Raw genomic sequence first — 16,999 nt, forward strand, 5'->3', positions numbered from 1 at the left:
TGGGTCGGCTTTTTAGCCGGCACAGCATTCAAAAAACAAGATTAAACCGATAAAGGGTTAGAAATGAAAAAACGCGTCATTGCTTTAATGGGTGTTGCTGCACTGATGGGCGGCTGTGCGAAGCAGGTTTCTTACGGGGATGCTCAGGCGGTTGAAACCACAACGGTTGATTTCGGCTCAAGCGATTTACAAAAAATTGCAGAAGATATGACAGACAGCATGCTGTCGTCTGGTTCTGTGGCGGCTATTACTGCTGGCAAGCGTCCGATCATCTTTGTCGAAAGCATCAAGAATAAAACCAGTGAGCACATTGATACTGAGTCTGTGACTGACTCTATCAGTACGAAGCTGTTGAACTCAGGTCGTTTCCGTTTTGTCGATATGACGCGTGTTGAGTCAGTTCGTAAGCAGCTGAATTTCCAGAACAACGATGAGCTGGTGAACCAGAGCACAGCCATTCAGTTCGGAAAAATGGTGGGTGCTCAGTACATGATGTACGGCAACCTGTCCAGTATCGTCAAACAGGCGGGCAGCGATAAAGATGTGTACTACAAGATGACCATGCGACTGATGGATCTGGAAACAGGACTCATCGAGTGGGCAGACGAAACTGAAATCCGTAAGCAGGAAGCAAAGCGCCTGCTGGGCTGGTAAGTGCCATCACTTTCCGCAAAGGGAGCACTTCCGTTCTCCCGTATTGCAGGGTTTGATGTGATCCAGGCCCGTCCCTTAGGGGGCGGGCTGAGTAATCGTTGCTGGCAACTGACATTAAAACCTGTCTCATCTCCTTCCGACGGTAAAAGTACCACCTCAGCCGTCTGGCGCCCCGTCAGTCAGGCAAGCCTTGCTTTTGGGGTGAACCGTGACCACGAATATCAAATTCTTACGGCAATTCAGCATATCGGTTTGTCTCCTGCGCCTGTCGCCAGAACAGGAGAGGGGATTCTGGTCGCCTGGCTTGAAGGCGAAACTTTCGAACAGCCCCCTTCATTGAATGAGCTGATCACGGTTCAGACGCAGGTGCACCGCTTACCCGTTCCGGAATGGCGGCTTGAGGTCAGGCAGCGGGCAGAACATTATCTGAAATCTGTGCATCCTGACGATAGGCACGACGGATTAGAGCGTGTTTGCGCCAAATTTTTCCGGCAGATCCCTCGAAGTCGTTTTGCGGATACTTGCTGTCACCATGATTTGGGTTACTACAATCTGATCCGGCAGTCCGATGGCCGAATCCGGGTAATTGACTGGGAATATGCGGCTGCCGGTGATCCGATGCTGGATCTCTCGCTGACAATTCAGGCAAATTCTCTGAACGTTCAGCAGGCTGTAAATACCTATGCCCGGGAAATGGGGTATGACGCCGAGGTTGTCTCAGAAGCTGTTTTGCAATGGCTTCCGTGGTGCGATTTCTTGGCTATGCTTTGGTATTATGCTGGCGCAAATCTGTGGCAGGATCCATCCTATCGTCTTGAAGCAGAAGCTTTGTTTGCAAAGCTGACGCACTGATGAGCCATGGCCAGCCAGTTAACCGGGCAGTGTAATCTGCTCAAGGAGGGAAAGTGGCTGTGATCCGAAACTGCCGGCAAAGGCTGCTTTTCCTTTTTCTGACACTGATTCTCTTCACGGGTTGTACTGCCCGGCTTGCCTATAACACGATGGATTACTGGGTTCCCTGGTATCTGGATGATTATGTCAGTCTGACTTCTGCTCAAGAAGCGCGTTTTATCGGTGAACTCCGGCAGGCTCAGGCCATCCATCGGGCGCAGGAACTGCCTCGGTTGCATCAGCATATTCTGAAGTTGCAGCAGGATTTGCAGCGACCGATGACGACAGCTCAAATTCAGGGGTATCACCATAGTTTTACCGCGCTTGGTGAGCAGACGATTGCGGTTTTTACCCCACCGGTGACCAATCTGCTTCGTTATCTCAGCAATATTCAGGTTGAACAGATAAATACCAGGGTCAACAAAGATCTGGACCAGTTGCGTCAAGACCGGGACAAACTGAGCAAGCAAGAGAAGCTCAAGCGATATCAAGCTCGGTTTGAGAAAATCAGCCGGGAATGGATAGGCTCTTTAACTGAAGAGCAAAAGACCATGATTTCGGAGCTGGCTCAGTATCAGCTGGAGATTGAACCGGTTTTTTTCTCGACCCGCGAGGGGTTGTATCAGCAGTGGCTGGCATTGATGGAGAAGCGTCATCGTCCTGAGTTTGAAGCGCAACTTGAGCGGCTGCTCAAAGATATTGTTGCCTTTCGTTATGCGCCGGTTCAGCCTCAGCTGGATCAATATCTGCAACGCCGGTTTGCTGTCATGACCCGGCTGAATCAAAGCCTTTCTCAGAAACAACGTCAGCACTTCATTGATAAGCTGACCGTCATCCGCAAGGACATTGCCGTGCTGATTCAGCAGTGATCTGATGATTTGGCTCAACTGTTAACCATTTCAAGATTGTGGTGATGAAGGGATGTTGCGTATAGTAAATATCCACAAAATTAATCTGGATATACATTGGAGGCATCAGTGATTATTTATCTGCATGGATTTGATTCAACTAGCCCCGGCAATCATGAAAAAGTACTTCAGCTGCAGTTTATTGATCCCGACGTCAGAGCTGTGACTTACAGTACGTTTCACCCCAAACATGATATGCAGCACTTGCTGAAAGAAGTAGATAAGCAGATTTCTGCTAGCGATGATCCTTCCCCTTTAATCTGTGGGGTGGGCCTGGGCGGCTACTGGGCCGAGCGTATCGGATTTCTTTGCGGTATTAAGCAAGTGATCTTTAACCCGAATTTACATCCTGAAACAATTATGCAAGGTAAAATTGATCGTCCTGAAGAGTACTCGGATATCGCAACAAAATGTGTGGTTGATTTTCGGGAAAAAAATGCCGGTAAGTGTCTCTGCATACTTTCAACTGAAGATGAAGTGTTAGATAATCTATCAACAAGCAGAACATTGGACGCATATTACCGAGTCATCTGGGATGAGACCCAAACGCATAAATTCAAAAAAATCTCCCAGCACTTACAAACAATAAAGCAGTTTAAAGCAACAAATTGAGTATATGCCTCTCCCTCTGCAGGTGAATGACAGTCATCACCTGGTCAAACTCTACGTCAGTCAGAATTTATACCTGGCAGGGCTTTTGCCCTGTCGGTTTGTGCAAGATTTATAAAAACTAGAGGAAAAGACTGTGACTAGAATCATCGTAGTTGGAGGCGGTGCTGGTGGCCTTGAGTTGGTCACAAAACTTGGGCGGACACTTGGCCGTAAGGGCAAGGCAAACGTTACCCTTGTCGATAAAAACAGCAGTCATCTGTGGAAACCCCTGCTGCACGAGGTCGCAACAGGCTCGCTGGATGAAGGGGTGGATGCGCTGAGTTACCGGGCGCATGCCAAAAATCATCATTTTGATTTTCAGCTGGGTGCGCTCAAAGATATCGACCGGGATCGGAAAGTCATTCAGTTACATGCACTGAATGACGAGCATGGCGATCTGCTGATCCCTGAACGTGAACTGGAATACGATATTCTGGTGCTGGCGATTGGATCAAAGTGCAATGACTTCAACACGCCTGGAGTTCGTGAACACTGTATCTTCCTCGACAGCCCGGAGCAGGCGAGTAAGTTCAGAACGGAAATGAACAACCAGTTCCTGAAACTGCATGCTAATAAAGAACAGAAAACGGTTGATATTGCCATTGTTGGCGCTGGTGCGACCGGTGTAGAGCTGTCGGCTGAATTACACAATGCGGTCAAAGAATTACGTCTGTACGGCTTTGGTGATCTGGACAGTTCACGCCTGAACGTCAACCTGGTTGAAGCGGGGGAGCGAATTCTTCCGGCATTGCCGCCACGGATCTCTTCAGCTGCGCACAGTGAACTGACCAAACTCGGGGTTAATGTTCACACGGCTACCATGGTGACCAAGGCTGATGAAACCGGTTTGACCACCAAAGACGGTGAGCATATTCCGGCTCAATTGATGGTCTGGGCGGCTGGTATCAAAGCACCTGATTTCATGAAAGATATCGCCGGACTGGAGACGAACCGGATCAACCAGTTGGTGGTGAAAGACACACTGCAAACCACACGTGATGATGATATTTATGTCATTGGTGACCTGGCTGCATGTACTCAGAAAGACGGCACGCTGGTTCCGCCGCGCGCCCAGTCGGCCCATCAGATGGCCAGCCGCTGTTTCTCAAACATCGTGGCGAAGCTGACAGACCGTCAACAGAAGCCTTATGTGTTTGTGGATCACGGCTCACTGGTTTCACTGAGTCGCTTTTCTACCGTCGGGAGCCTGATGGGGAATCTGACGAAAGGCTCGATGATGATTGAAGGGCGGATTGCACGTGTCATGTATATTTCACTGTACAGGATGCACCATATTGCGTTGCACGGCTTCTTTAAGACCAGTCTGATGATGCTGGTCGGACGAATCAACCGCGTACTGCGCCCGAACCTGAAACTGCATTAATGTCATGCCTGGTCATGGTTGGGGGGACTCCCTGGCTGATGGCCGAAAAAAACCGCCTGAGTTCAGGCGGTTTTCTTTTTGGGGATTCCCAACCTATTTAGTTGATTTTCAGAAGTTCAACATCAAAGATCAGCACCGAGCCCGGGCCGATTTTTCCCATACTGCGGTTCCCGTAGGCAAGATCGGCAGGAATAAAGAGTCTTACCTTTTCCCCTTCAACCATCAGTTGTAAGCCTTCTGTCCAGCCCCGGATGACTTGATTCAGACTGAATGCAATGGGTTCGCCACGCTCAACTGAACTGTCAAATACTGTGCCGTCGATTAAAGTACCGTGGTAGTGCACGGTGACTTGATCTGAAGCTTTCGGATGCACTGTGCCTGTACCGGTTTTCAGCACCATGTACTGCAGTCCGGAACTGGTTGTTTTGATCCCTTCCTGATTTTTGTTGGCATCTAGAAAGGCTTTGCCTTCCTCAATATTTTGTTGTGCCTGTTGCTTGTTACTTTGGCTGCGTTGGAAGAAGAAAACGAGTAAGCCAATGAGAATGACAGCAATGATAATTTTAGACACTGATTTTCCTACCTTTTGTTAAGTCTGCTGAGGAGAAGTTTAGCCTAAAAACCTGGTGATATCTTGCGGAATGAGCGAATAAACCATGCCGTCCTTCGGTTGATCGTGTGTGAATATGCGATTCCGGCTTAAAGACTCAAACCGTGCGCCACACCGTTCAGCGGTTTTCTGACTGGCATGATTCCCGAGATGGACGACAATTTCCAGCCGGGTGAGCGCTAACGTTTCAAAGGCGAAACGTGCCAGAGACAAAATAGCCTCGCAGGCATATCCCTGCCGGTGGCAACTGCTGCGAATCCAATAGCCTAATTCGGCTGAGTTGGTCAGTCTGGACAGGTTATTGAGGCAAACGGTACCCAGAAATTGGTCATCACGGCGTGTGAAAATAGCCAGTTCGTAACCGTTTTCCAGTTTCCAGTTCATTTGGGAGGCTGATATCCAGGCGTGAGCATCCTGCTGGCTATAGTGGGGATGACACCACTCAACCCAGGGGGCCAGATCAGATTGCGATTCCAGGACTGCAGCCAGATTGTCAGCCAGATCGACCATTTTGTATGGGCGGAGGTAGAGGCGGGGAGTGGTTAAAACATAATCCAGTTTCATCTGAGTATCTGCCCGGTCGATCAAAAACGGGGCCAGTGACGGCCCCGTTAATGCGTTATGAATCAAGACGTCGGATTTGTACGACCATCCCCATGAGCGGGTGATCCAGATAGTGAGTTTCACCACTGCGCATCTGACGCTGTTGATCAAATCGGAAAGTTTTGAGGAACTCTTCCACCTCAATTTTCTTCTTCACTTCCTGTAACTGACCAAACTGAACATTGTCACTCAGCGCGGTGGAAAGGTCATCCAGGGGTTCGGTGCCTACAACCACTTCACGGCGGCCAGATTCACGCAAGTCCAGCTGTGCATTGGTGAACAGGTAATGGTTCACATAGACCTGAATTTTACCTTCCAGCTCATAAAGCGGAGTGTTTGGCTGCACAGCAGGGGCTGCCTGAGCTGCGTCTTCTGAAAGTTCAAAGCTCGGCGGTGCAGTCATTGCTGTTGCACCTTGTGCAGCTGCTTCCGCTTTGGATGAGCCATCTGTCAGATACTGTTCAGAAAAGTCACGGCCTGCAACCAAATGGAAGGTTGGTGCCTGTGCTTTACTCAGGTCACCCTGGCGCCAGCCAAAATGAGCGAGCGGCGTAAAACCGGCATGGTCTTTCAGACGCTGGAATTGGCTGTTCAGCTGAAACTGGCTGGCAGGCATCATGGTAATGCCTCGGTTCGACAGCTGTGGTGAGCCGCTCAGTTGCACCGTTCCGGAATAATCCAGGGGTGCGGGTTGGTCTGGCCAGGATTCACCGGTTTGATCCGGATTCACATTGCGTTTGAAAATGATGATCTCAATGTCAAACTGGCGCTCTGCGAAACTTGGCAAACTGATGACAAGCAGCAGTAAATAAATCAGATTTTTCAAGATAATACTCCGCACTGGTATGCAGCCATTATAGGGTGTTTTCAGCTAATTGTGTTAGGAAGCCGTCAACATACTTGATGCGTTCCCGGCGATCCGTCAGCGGCGCTGTGACCTTCAGTTTGGTCGGGCCATCCATCCGGAATTGTTGTGGGTTTGATTGTAACAGACTCACAAGAAAACCGGGGTCTATGGCGGCATTTTCGGTAAATTCGAAATAACCGCCTTTTTCGCCGGCTTCAATCCGTCGCAGGCCCAGGCTGGCCGCTTTCAGTTTCAGCTTATTCAGGGTGAGCAGATTCGTTGTGGCATCCGGCAGCAGACCAAAGCGATCAATCAGCTCCACTTTCAGTTCATCCAGCGACTCTTCATTGCCGGCACTGGCGATGCGTTTGTAAAGCGACAGCCGGGTGTTGATATCCGGAATGTAGTCTTCCGGGAGCAAGGCTGGCAAACGCAGCTCGACCTCGGTCTGTTCACGCAGCAGATCATCCAGCGATGGTTCTTTTCCTGCTTTGAGTGACTCAACGGCCTGTTCCAGCATTTCCATAAACAGCGTAAAACCGACAGACTGGATCTGGCCGGATTGTTCGTCACCCAGCAGTTCACCTGCTCCCCGAATTTCGAGGTCGTGTGTTGCCAGCGTAAAGCCCGCTCCCAGATCTTCCAGTGACGCAATCGCTTCCAGACGTTTGACGGCATCTTTGGTCATGCGTTTCGGATGTGGCGTCAGCAGATAGGCGTAAGCCTGGTGATGGGAACGACCGACCCGTCCGCGTAACTGGTGTAACTGCGCCAGTCCCAGATGATCAGCTCTGTTGATGACGATGGTATTGGCTGTCGGAACGTCGATACCGGTTTCGATGATGGTTGTACACACCAGCAGATTGAAACGCTGGTGGTAAAAGTCGCTCATGATCCTTTCCAGATCGCGCTCACGCATCTGACCGTGGGCTGTGGTAATCCGGGCTTCCGGGATCAGCGTTGCTAGTTCCTGGGCCGCTTTTTCGATGCTTTCGACGTCATTGTGCAGGAAATACACCTGACCGCCACGCATGATTTCACGCAGCACCGCTTCCCGGATAATCAGATCTTCCCGCTCACGGACGAAGGTCTTGATCGCCAGTCGGCGTGCCGGCGGAGTGGCAATGATCGACAGATCCCGCATCCCGCTCATCGCCATATTCAGGGTTCGCGGAATCGGGGTTGCGGTCAGAGTCAGGATATCGACATCTGCGCGCAGCGATTTCAGTTTCTCTTTCTGACGAACCCCAAATCGGTGTTCTTCATCGACAATCAGCAGGCCAAGATCATGATATTTGACCTCGGCATTGAGCAGCTTGTGGGTGCCAATCAGAATATCGACCTTGCCTTCTTTGACGTCTTCCAGAATGGTCTTTTGCTCTTTGGCCGTTTTGAAACGGGACAGGACTTCAACCCGGACCGGTGTGTTGGCAAAACGATCGCGGAAGTTCTCGAAGTGCTGCTGAGCGAGCAGAGTTGTCGGGACCAGCACAGTCACCTGCTTGCTATTATCGACGGCAACAAAAGCGGCACGCATGGCGACTTCGGTTTTACCAAAGCCCACGTCACCGCACACCAGCCGATCCATCGCTTTCGCCTGGCACATATCAGACAGCACGGCGTTAATCGCCAGTGCCTGATCATGGGTCTCCTCAAACGGGAAACCGGTGCAGAAATCTGCGTAAGCTTCTCGATCGAGTTTGAATTTGAAACCCGGTTTAAGCTCACGTTTCGCGTAGACATCCAGCAGCTCGGCGGCCACATCCCGGACTTTTTCAGCGGCTCTCTTTCGGGCTTTCTGCCAGGCTTCCCCGCCCAGTTTATGAATCGGGGCAGCTTCTTCGGCGCCGCCTGAATAGCGGCTGATCAGGTGTAGTGAGGCAACCGGTACATAGAGTTTGGCACCGCCCTGATATTCAAGCGTGACGTATTCAGTCGTCAGGCCGCCGGCTTCCAGGGTCTGCAGTCCCTGATAGCGGCCAATGCCGTGATCCAGATGGACGACAGGCTGGCCGATTTTTAGTTCCGCCAGATTGCGAATAATGGTATCGGAACTGACGGTCCGTTTTTCTTCACGTCGGCGACGCTGAATGACGCGTTCACCCAGCAAATCACTTTCACAGATAAAGGCCAGCTGCGGATCTTCAAGAATAAATCCTTGTTCCGCAGCTCCGATCACCAGGGTGCAGGGACTGGCAGCAGCCATCGCTTCTTCCAGACTCAGGCAAACCATTGGCCGTAATTTGATCCGTGCCAGCAGATCGAGCAGGGCTTCGCGGCGCCCTTCACTGGCAACCGAGAATATGATTTTGCCGGTGAAGCTTTCCTGAAACTTGCGCAGGGCAGACATCGGTTCTTTGAGCTGATGGTTGATCGTCAGAGGCGGCACTGGTGTGATTGCCGGGTTGAATCGACCAGCTTTTTCTTCTTCCGGCGCTTTGCTCAGTCTGACCTGCGGCAGTGTTTTGAAGCCAGAGAACATGTCGCTTGCCGACAGCCAGAGCTCTTTCGGTTCAAGTAACGGGCGCAACGGATCGACGCGGCGTTCCTGATAGCGGTAATCTGCATCACTCAGAAAATGTTCGGCGGCCTGTTCCAGTTCGCCAATGGTGAGCAGCAGGGTGTCTGCCGGCAGGTAGTCAAACAGGGTGTCTGTTTGCTCAAAAAACAGAGGTTGCCAGTATTCGATCCCGGCAGGCCAGGTCCGTTTACTGACCTGCTGATAAATCGACTCCGGTTCCCGGCGTGCTTCAAAGCGCTCGCGCCAGCGCATCCGGAAGTTTTCTACTGCCACTTCATCGGTTGGAAATTCATGGGCAGGCAGCAGATGAATGTTGCCGATTTCGCCGGTCGAACGCTGGGACTCCGGATCGAACTGGCGGATGGAATCCACTTCATCATCAAAGAAATCAATCCGGTACGGCTCGTTATTCCCCATCGGGAATAAATCGAGCAGTGAACCACGGCTGGCATATTCACCATGTTCCATCACCTGATCGACATGGCGATAACCGGCGGCTTCCAGCTGAAGGCGCAGTTTCTCCAGTGACAGGCGATCGCCCTTGCTGACCAGCAGGGCATGCTGATGCAGAAAAGTGCGCGGTGTGAGCCGTTGCAGCAGGGTACTGACGGGAACCAGCAGGATACCTTCATTCAGGGTAGGCAACTGATACAGGCGCGCCAGCCGGTCGGAGATGATGTCCTGATGCGGTGAAAAACTGTCGTAGGGCAGGGTTTCCCAGTCCGGAAACACATTGACCTCGACTTGGGTAAACTGGCTCACTTCCGGCTGCAGGCGAAGCGCGGTCTGAGTGTCCGGCACGACCGCCAGAACCGGCCCCTGATGACTCTTGGCCAGCTCGGCAATGGCAATCGCCAGCGCAGCTCCGGAAACCTGACCGACGAATCGTTTATCGCCGGCTTTGGTTGGTACCGGAAGCGAAAATAAAGTCTGTATTGTCATGACAAATTATTGGTTATCGTTTCGTTGCATCGCGCGTTGCCTCAGCAGTTTCTGCTGAATGTGTAACGCCGCACGGATAAGCAGATCCCTGTCTTCTTCCTGCAGTCGGGTGTAATGCAGAGTAACTTCAAAGCGATCATCCCCGGCTGGCTGGCAGTTTTGTACACTGGCATAGCAATACACGGCAGCAGGCGGATTTTCAAGAAAGAGTTTCAAACGGACCGGGCTGCCGGCGTTCAGTGGCTGCCCGGAAATATAGGTCAGCTGACTGGCGCCAAAAGTTTGTGTGATCTGGCGAAATGCCGGGTCATCCTGCTGAGCAAGCACAAACGACAGGAGCAGGTTGATTTTATGATTCTGGGTTGCCAGATAATCCAGCAGGGTGCGGTTCATGTTTTTACTTTCCTGCTGCAGAACCTTTTCAGCATTGTGCTCCAGTTCGCTGCATTCACTCGCAACACGAAATAGCGGCGGGATTTCGCGGATAAACGTCAGATCGTCGGGCAGCTCAAATTGTTCCGGCAAAGGTTCAACATTAATGGTAAGCCCGGCATGGACTGAAAAGTACTCGTCCTGATTCATGTGTTACTCGTGTTTTCATGCAGATGCTTCGATTATCACTTAGCACAGGCTGGCGGGCAAGCCGGAGGCATCAAGAGCTTGATTTTTAGCCACTCTTTTTTCATTTCTTTTACACCACTTCGTGGTAATCCCGTCTGTCAGAAGGTATCCTTTTGAACACTGTTAACAGGATGGTTCCAGACCGAATGATGTTTCATCCATTGCCCGTATTTATTGGGCTTCGATATCTGAAAGGCCGTTCCGGCGATCGGTTCAGCCGCTTTGTTTCCGGCATGTCTACCGCAGGCATTACCATTGGTGTGCTGGCGCTGGTAATTGTGATCTCTGTCATGAACGGATTTGAGCAGCAGCTCAAAGATCGGATCTTAGGTGTGTTGCCTCAGGCGCTGATCTCACATCCCGATGGCCGCTTTACACAACCCGAGCAGCCACCGGCAGCACTTTCTGCAATCCCTCAGGTGAATCAGGTTGCGCCATTGACCCGTGCGGAAGCGGTGCTGCAAAGCCCGAATGCGCTGGCTGCGGGCTCTATGCTGGGTGTGACGCCGGATGGTTTTGAGCCGCTGGCTGCGCATATGGTGCAGGGCGCTGTCAGCGACCTGACACCCGGCAGCTACCGGGTGATTCTGGGGAATGGTATGGCACAGCAACTGGGTGTCAGAGTTGGCGACAAAGTTCGTCTGATGGTCACGAGTGTCAGTGTTTACACGCCGCTCGGCCGCATTCCCAGCCAGCGTAATTTCATCGTTGCCGGGATTTACTTCACCGGATCGGATGTTGATAAGTCACTGGTGCTGACCAATATTGAAGATGCCGGCCGGTTGCTGCGTTATAAACCCGGCGAGTTTTCAGGCTGGCGTCTGTTCCTTGAGGATCCATTCAGTGTCACGCAGCTTTCTCAAATGCCGTTGCCGGACAACTGGCAGTGGTCTGACTGGCGGGAGCAGCGAGGCGAGCTGTTTCAGGCGGTCAAAATGGAAAAGAACATGATGGGCCTGATGCTGGGACTGGTGGTTGGTGTGGCCGCGTTTAATATCATTTCCGCCCTGATCATGGTTGTGATGGAAAAACAGGCTGAAGTGGCAATTCTGAAAACTCAGGGCATGACCAGCCGTCAGATTCTGCTGACTTTTATGGTTCAGGGCGCCAGCAGTGGGGTGATTGGGGCATTAACCGGCGGCATTCTCGGGACCATCCTCGCTTTGAATATTAACCCCCTGATGTCGCTGCTGGGGATCAACCTGGTCAATCTGGGCGGCGCTTTGCCGGTTGAGGTGAAGCCGTTACAGGTTGCAACAGTCATTCTTGGCGCAATCAGCCTGAGTTTATTAGCAACCTTATTTCCTTCTTACCGGGCGGCTTCCGTCCGTCCTGCAGAGGCCTTGCGTTATGAGTAATTCATTGTTGGTATGCCGAAACCTCTTCAAGGTGTACCGGGAAGCCCAACTGGAAACCCAGGTACTGAATGATATTAGCCTGGAAATCAATGCCGGGGAACTGGTGGCGATTGTCGGTTCGTCCGGTTCCGGTAAAAGTACCTTGTTGCATCTGCTGGGTGCGCTGGATGCGCCAACGAAAGGGGATGTGTTTTTCAAAGGCCAGAAACTCAACAGTATGAGTGCGAATAAACAGGCGAAAATCCGCAATCAGGATATCGGCTTTGTTTACCAGTTCCATCATCTGCTTGCGGATTTTACGGCAGAAGAGAACGTCGCGATGCCATTGATGATTGGCGGTGTTTCGGCCGTGAAGGCAATCGAGCAGGCCAGAAGCATCCTGGGCCAGGTCGGACTGAGTCACAGATACACTCATCGTCCTTCTGAACTGAGTGGCGGTGAACGTCAGCGTGTGGCGATAGCCCGTGCTCTGGTGAATAAACCGGCGCTGGTACTGGCCGATGAACCGACCGGAAATCTGGACCATAAAACGGCACTGGAGATTTATGACCTGATGCGCAAGCTGAACCGGGAGTCCGGAACGGCTTTTCTGGTGGTGACCCATGATAATGAACTGGCATCAAAGCTGGATCGCTGTCTCCACATGCAGGATGGTCAGCTGGCGGCGGTTGAGGTGGCCTGATGCGTCCATTGTCATTATTTATCGGTAGTCGCTTCAGCAGGGCCAGAAAACGCAACCGGATGGTGTCATTTATCTCCATTTCCTCCATTTTGGGAATAGCGGTGGGCGTGGCGGTCATTATCATCGGCCTGTCAGCCATGAATGGCTTTGAGCGGGAATTGCAAAACCGGGTGCTGGCTGTGATTCCGCACGGAGAACTGGAAGCTGTTCGCCCGCCTTTCAACGAATGGAAACCGGTACTGGAAACGGTTGAGCAGAATCAGCGGGTGAAGGCGGCTGCGCCTTATGTCCAGTTTACTGCGTTGCTGGAGAAAGGGACTCAGCTGAAAGCGGTCGAAGTCCGGGGCGTTGATCCGCTGCTGGAAACCCGGGTCAGTGCGCTGCCAAATTATGTGAAAGACAATGCCTGGCAGAATCTGAAAGCAGGTCAGAAGCAGATTATTCTGGGACAGGGCGTCGCAGATTTACTGGGCATTGGTGTCGGAGACTGGATCTCCGCAATGTTGCCGAACCGGGATAGTGGTCAGCAGCTTAAAGCGCCTAAGCGGATTCGGCTTCAGGTGGCCGGTGTTCTGGCGCTGGGGGGGCAAATCGATCATAACTTTGCTCTGGTTCCGCTGAAAGATGCGCAGGACTATCTGGCCATGGGTGAGGGAATCTCGGGGATTGCGATTAATGTCGACCAAGTGCTGGATGCTACGGCCATTGTCAAAGAGGTCGGCATGACCCTGCCTGTTTATGTCTACCTGAAGAGCTGGACTCAGAAATACGGTTATTTGTACCGGGATATTCAACTGGTCCGTACCATTATGTATCTGGTGATGGTTCTGGTGATCGGTGTCGCTTGTTTCAATATCATCTCGACTCTGATGATGGCCGTGAAAGACCGGGCGGCAGATATTGCGATTCTGCGCACGATGGGCGCGGGCGATCGGCTGGTGCGGATGATTTTTGTCTGGCACGGATTGCTTGCAGGACTGCTGGGGAGTCTGCTGGGCGCTGCGCTCGGTGCTTCCGTGGCGCTGAATCTGACGTCAATCGCACAGTTTGTCGAACGTCTGATAGGACACAAGTTCCTGTCCGGGGATATTTACTTTGTGAATTTTCTGCCGACCCAGCTGGAATGGCAGGATGTTGTGCTGGTCATGGCGACGGCCACTTTGCTGAGCCTGCTGGCGACCTGGTATCCGGCCAGACGTGCCAGTGCATTACAACCGGCACAGGTACTGAGTGCGAAATAACCGTAGGGTTACGTGCAAAATGTGTGACATGCCCCGGAGCGGATGCAGACAGATTGTCTGATGTCTCCGGAAGCATGGTGCTGTGTCTTCCAGTTCGATTTCCAATAAAAAACCTCGCATTGCGAGGTTTTTTTGTATCGGTGCAGAATGCGGTTAACGGAAACGGCGTTTGTTCCAGCTGCGTACGACAGAATAGCGCCAGAATCCCCGGATACCAAAGTAGCCAACCAGCGCACAGATCGTGCCACAAACAAAGCAGCCCAGCAGAAATGGCGGGCCAATCTGACTCATCTGCTCCTGCAGGAAGGCCCAGGACAGTTCGAAGTGGAACGGCTGGTAAGGCACATTCATTAACCACGCCCCGAGTTTATAGGCCGCATAAAACATGACGGGCATGGTAATGGGATTCGTGATCCAAACGAGGGAGACGGAAAGCGGCAGGTTGACACCAAATAGTATGGCCAGACCGGCAGCCATGATCATCTGGCTCGGTAAAGGCACATAAGCCATAAACAGACCAACCGCAAATGCGCCTGAGGCAGAGCGGCGGTTCAGACACCACAGGTTAGGGTTATGCAGCACAGTACCAAACACTTTCAAAGCTTTATGGCTTTTAATCATTTCCGGGCTGGGCATGAAGCGTTTTATGAGTTGTTTTGGCATCGTATGTCGTTTTTTCTTTTGGCTGTATTCATCGGGTTGTCATGATGTACCAGATGACTGCCGGTTTATCTCTCGGGATTTTGTCACTTCACTTCTGGCCATCCTTGCCAGATTACATCTGCTTTATTACAGCCATGATTATCGGTGGAGCGATATACCTGTGTTTGCGATCCGTCATAATTTTGACGTTCGCGATGGGTGGGCTCTGGGCTTGGTTGATTGCAGCTGATTATAGTCAGACCGTGAACCGTCTTCCGCTGGAGCGCGGAAATATTACCATAACTGGCGAAGTTCGTAGCCTAATAAATCATAATATTCTTGATAAGAAATTCATTTTCTTAACTGAAACTGTGTCTGACCGCGATCTTCAGCGCAAAGAAAAGATACAGTTACAACTCGAATGGCCCAACGCACCTGTATTCAGACAAGGGCAGCGCTGGAAGTTCAATATTCGTGTGCGCCGTCCGAACGGACGTGTCAATGCGGCGGGATTTAATGCCGAACGATACGCCGTCGGAACCGGAATTCACGGAATTGGTACCGTGTTGTCCGGTCAGCTGTTGTCCGGGGTATCTGAGACCAGTCTTCGCCAGACCTGGTTCGAACAGGCGATAAAGCAGACAGAAATGTTGCCTTATCAGGCCTATTTACTGGCACTGAGTTTTGGTGAACGGCAAGGGCTGGATCAAAAGGACTGGACAATTCTCCGCGACAGCGGGCTGGCACATCTGATGGCAATTTCCGGGCTGCATATCGGACTGGTCGTCGCCTGGGGCTGGTGGGCCGGGAACCGCGTGCGTGGCGCATTGCCGGAACGTCAGGAGACATACTGGTTGCCGTTATGGCTGGCGCTCTTACTCGCCTTGGGGTATGCCTGGCTGGCCGGTTTCAGTATTCCGACCCAAAGAGCGCTGCTGATGTCCGCCCTCTGCTTATTGCTCATCCGGCTGGAAGTGGTCTGGAGTGGCATGCGAGTGTGGCTGCTGGTGTTCACGGTTTGTCTCTTCCTCAATCCCCTCGCAACATATTCGGCTGGTCTGTGGCTGTCCTTCGGCGCAGTGCTGGTGCTTTATCTGGCGAATGTCGGGGGGATCCGGCGCAGAAAAGGGATCTCGGTTTCTGGAGTCGCTGCCTGGCGAGAAAACTGCCGGGTATACATGTTGCTGCAACTGGTGTTACTGGGGCTGATGCTGCCATTACAATGGGTATGGTTTGGTGGGATTTCGCCGGTCGCGCCGCTCGTCAATCTGCTGGCTGTACCCTGGGTCAGCCTGATCACTGTGCCTTTGGTCCTGCTGGCTGTTGTTACGCTGGCCTTTCCGGCAATCTCAGGGATGTTCTGGCAAATGGCAGACGGGTCACTTCACCCGGTGATGAACGTCGCGACTCTGACTTCGGGGACCTGGCTGCCGCTTTCTGATGGATTGTTCTGGGGCTTGCTGATTCTGATCGTCCTGCTGACGATGGGATGGTTTCTGCCCTGGCGTCAGTTCGCAGGCTTACATCTGAGTGTGGCGATTGTGCTGTGGGGAAGTTATACCGGATATAAAAGTTATCGCGTCCCGCCACAAGACTGGCAAATCGATATGCTGGATGTCGGACATGGTCTTGCCGTCATCATTCAGCGACATGGCCGGGCTGTTCTTTATGACACCGGAAACCACTGGCCGGGAGGCAGCATGGTGCTTTCCGTGGTAGAGCCAGTATTGCACCGGTGGGGCATTACCGGGCTCGATGGTTTCATGCTCAGTCACGCGGATGCTGACCATGCGGGTGGCACGGCAGATGTGCTGGAAAGACTTTCTCCTGACTGGCAACGAAGCAGCGACAGGCGTGAAGGTTTTGCCCCCTGTGTCCGCGGGCAAGCCTGGCGCTGGCTGGATTTGAGTTTTCAGGTGTTGTGGCCGCCAAAGCGGGTCGGGCGAGCAGCAAACCCGCATTCCTGCGTGATCCAGGTCAGTGATGCCCGGCTGAATCCTGAATCTCAGACAAGCCTGCTGTTAACCGGTGATATTGATGCCATTTCTGAACTCTTGCTGGCCCGGCTCGAACCTGAACTGAAAGCAGACATTTTACTGGTGCCACACCATGGCAGTAATACCTCGTCTACACAGACCTGGCTGCAATCGCTGCAAGCCCGTTACGCGTTGGTTTCAACGGGGAAATACAGCCCCTGGCCCTTACCATCAGTGCGGATCCGGGAGCGTTATCGCTCGCATGGCATCACCTGGCTGGACACGTCGGAAAGCGGGCAAATCAATCTTCGTATCCATAAGGGAGAGATCACGGTGACACGTTACCGGCAGGATCACAGAACGGACTGGTATCAGGCATTGTTCAGACCGTGATATTGACTGAATGATCTGCAATTTGCTGTAAAAACAGGCGTGAGGCGCCTGCAGGCGTTGGCAACTGACTTGGTG

General features: G+C 52.1%; 15 protein-coding genes. 9 read left to right on the forward strand and 6 right to left on the reverse strand.

Annotated elements, in window-relative coordinates; translation table 11 throughout:
* The first annotated feature begins 63 nt into the window (after window positions 1-63).
* From lpoB to SPK40_RS02085, 5 genes are all read left to right on the forward strand, one after another.
* Complete coding sequence (gene lpoB, locus SPK40_RS02065) at window positions 64-654, forward strand: penicillin-binding protein activator LpoB (RefSeq protein WP_330959250.1); 591 nt, start codon at window positions 64-66, stop codon at window positions 652-654.
* The gene (locus tag SPK40_RS02070; RefSeq protein WP_330959251.1) at window positions 655-1,506 is read left to right on the forward strand and encodes a phosphotransferase; all 852 of its coding nucleotides are present in this window, start codon (window positions 655-657) and stop codon (window positions 1,504-1,506) included.
* Window positions 1,507-1,559: 53 nt separating this feature from the next.
* Entirely contained in the window at window positions 1,560-2,414 is an 855-nt protein-coding gene (locus SPK40_RS02075) for a DUF6279 family lipoprotein (RefSeq protein WP_248140646.1), read from the forward strand.
* A 108-nt stretch (window positions 2,415-2,522) separates the two neighbouring features.
* Window positions 2,523-3,065: an alpha/beta hydrolase YcfP gene (gene ycfP, locus SPK40_RS02080; protein ID WP_330959252.1), complete on the forward strand. Its 543-nt coding sequence runs from the start codon at window positions 2,523-2,525 to the stop codon at window positions 3,063-3,065.
* Between the two features lie 133 nt (window positions 3,066-3,198).
* Entirely contained in the window at window positions 3,199-4,488 is a 1,290-nt protein-coding gene (locus tag SPK40_RS02085; protein WP_330959253.1) for an NAD(P)/FAD-dependent oxidoreductase, read from the forward strand.
* Window positions 4,489-4,585: 97 nt separating this feature from the next.
* Here the strand turns inward: SPK40_RS02085 and SPK40_RS02090 are convergent, their stop codons facing one another.
* The 5 genes from SPK40_RS02090 to SPK40_RS02110 are packed head-to-tail and all read right to left on the reverse strand — an operon-like array spanning window position 4,586 to window position 10,593.
* A complete protein-coding gene (locus tag SPK40_RS02090; protein WP_248140643.1) occupies window positions 4,586-5,059 on the reverse strand; it encodes an FKBP-type peptidyl-prolyl cis-trans isomerase in 474 nt (157 codons plus the stop codon).
* A 39-nt stretch (window positions 5,060-5,098) separates the two neighbouring features.
* Entirely contained in the window at window positions 5,099-5,662 is a 564-nt protein-coding gene (locus SPK40_RS02095; RefSeq protein WP_248140642.1) for a GNAT family N-acetyltransferase, read from the reverse strand.
* A gap of 55 nt (window positions 5,663-5,717) precedes the next feature.
* A complete protein-coding gene (locus SPK40_RS02100; RefSeq protein ID WP_330959254.1) occupies window positions 5,718-6,527 on the reverse strand; it encodes a peptidoglycan binding protein CsiV in 810 nt (269 codons plus the stop codon).
* 28 nt (window positions 6,528-6,555) lie between these two features.
* Window positions 6,556-10,011, reverse strand: coding sequence for a transcription-repair coupling factor (mfd, locus tag SPK40_RS02105; RefSeq protein WP_330959255.1), 3,456 nt, complete (start codon window positions 10,009-10,011; stop codon window positions 6,556-6,558).
* A 6-nt stretch (window positions 10,012-10,017) separates the two neighbouring features.
* A complete protein-coding gene (locus tag SPK40_RS02110; RefSeq protein ID WP_330959256.1) occupies window positions 10,018-10,593 on the reverse strand; it encodes a PilZ domain-containing protein in 576 nt (191 codons plus the stop codon).
* 188 nt (window positions 10,594-10,781) lie between these two features.
* Between SPK40_RS02110 and lolC the strand changes: the two genes are divergently transcribed.
* The 3 genes from lolC to lolE are packed head-to-tail and all read left to right on the forward strand — an operon-like array spanning window position 10,782 to window position 13,913.
* Window positions 10,782-11,990, forward strand: a complete 1,209-nt coding sequence (gene lolC, locus SPK40_RS02115; protein WP_330959840.1) for a lipoprotein-releasing ABC transporter permease subunit LolC — start codon at window positions 10,782-10,784, stop codon at window positions 11,988-11,990.
* Window positions 11,983-12,672: a lipoprotein-releasing ABC transporter ATP-binding protein LolD gene (lolD, locus tag SPK40_RS02120; RefSeq protein ID WP_330959257.1), complete on the forward strand. Its 690-nt coding sequence runs from the start codon at window positions 11,983-11,985 to the stop codon at window positions 12,670-12,672. Before lolC ends, lolD begins: the two co-directional genes overlap by 8 nt.
* Complete coding sequence (gene lolE, locus SPK40_RS02125; RefSeq protein ID WP_330959841.1) at window positions 12,669-13,913, forward strand: lipoprotein-releasing ABC transporter permease subunit LolE; 1,245 nt, start codon at window positions 12,669-12,671, stop codon at window positions 13,911-13,913. The genes lolD and lolE overlap by 4 nt, the downstream gene beginning before the upstream one ends.
* 153 nt (window positions 13,914-14,066) lie before the next feature.
* Here the strand turns inward: lolE and SPK40_RS02130 are convergent, their stop codons facing one another.
* A complete protein-coding gene (locus SPK40_RS02130) occupies window positions 14,067-14,576 on the reverse strand; it encodes a DUF2062 domain-containing protein (RefSeq protein WP_330959258.1) in 510 nt (169 codons plus the stop codon).
* Between the two features lie 53 nt (window positions 14,577-14,629).
* Here SPK40_RS02130 and SPK40_RS02135 point away from each other — a divergent pair, with 53 nt between their 5' ends.
* Complete coding sequence (locus SPK40_RS02135) at window positions 14,630-16,924, forward strand: DNA internalization-related competence protein ComEC/Rec2 (protein WP_330959259.1); 2,295 nt, start codon at window positions 14,630-14,632, stop codon at window positions 16,922-16,924.
* Window positions 16,925-16,999 lie beyond the last annotated feature (75 nt).

This window comes from Photobacterium sp. 53610, assembly GCF_036409375.1.
Lineage (GTDB): Bacteria > Pseudomonadota > Gammaproteobacteria > Enterobacterales > Vibrionaceae > Photobacterium.

Excerpts from the sequence above, each read along its gene's own strand:
- SPK40_RS02135 (WP_330959259.1), top strand. The coding sequence starts at position 14,630 with ATGACTGCCGGTTTATCTCTCGGGATTTTGTCACTTCACTTCTGGCCA.
- lolC (WP_330959840.1), top strand. The coding sequence starts at position 10,782 with ATGTTTCATCCATTGCCCGTATTTATTGGGCTTCGATATCTGAAAGGC.
- lolD (WP_330959257.1), top strand. The coding sequence starts at position 11,983 with ATGAGTAATTCATTGTTGGTATGCCGAAACCTCTTCAAGGTGTACCGG.
- lpoB (WP_330959250.1), top strand. The coding sequence starts at position 64 with ATGAAAAAACGCGTCATTGCTTTAATGGGTGTTGCTGCACTGATGGGC.
- mfd (WP_330959255.1), bottom strand. The coding sequence starts at position 10,011 with ATGACAATACAGACTTTATTTTCGCTTCCGGTACCAACCAAAGCCGGC.
- SPK40_RS02095 (WP_248140642.1), bottom strand. The coding sequence starts at position 5,662 with ATGAAACTGGATTATGTTTTAACCACTCCCCGCCTCTACCTCCGCCCA.
- SPK40_RS02110 (WP_330959256.1), bottom strand. The coding sequence starts at position 10,593 with ATGAATCAGGACGAGTACTTTTCAGTCCATGCCGGGCTTACCATTAAT.
- SPK40_RS02130 (WP_330959258.1), bottom strand. The coding sequence starts at position 14,576 with ATGCCAAAACAACTCATAAAACGCTTCATGCCCAGCCCGGAAATGATT.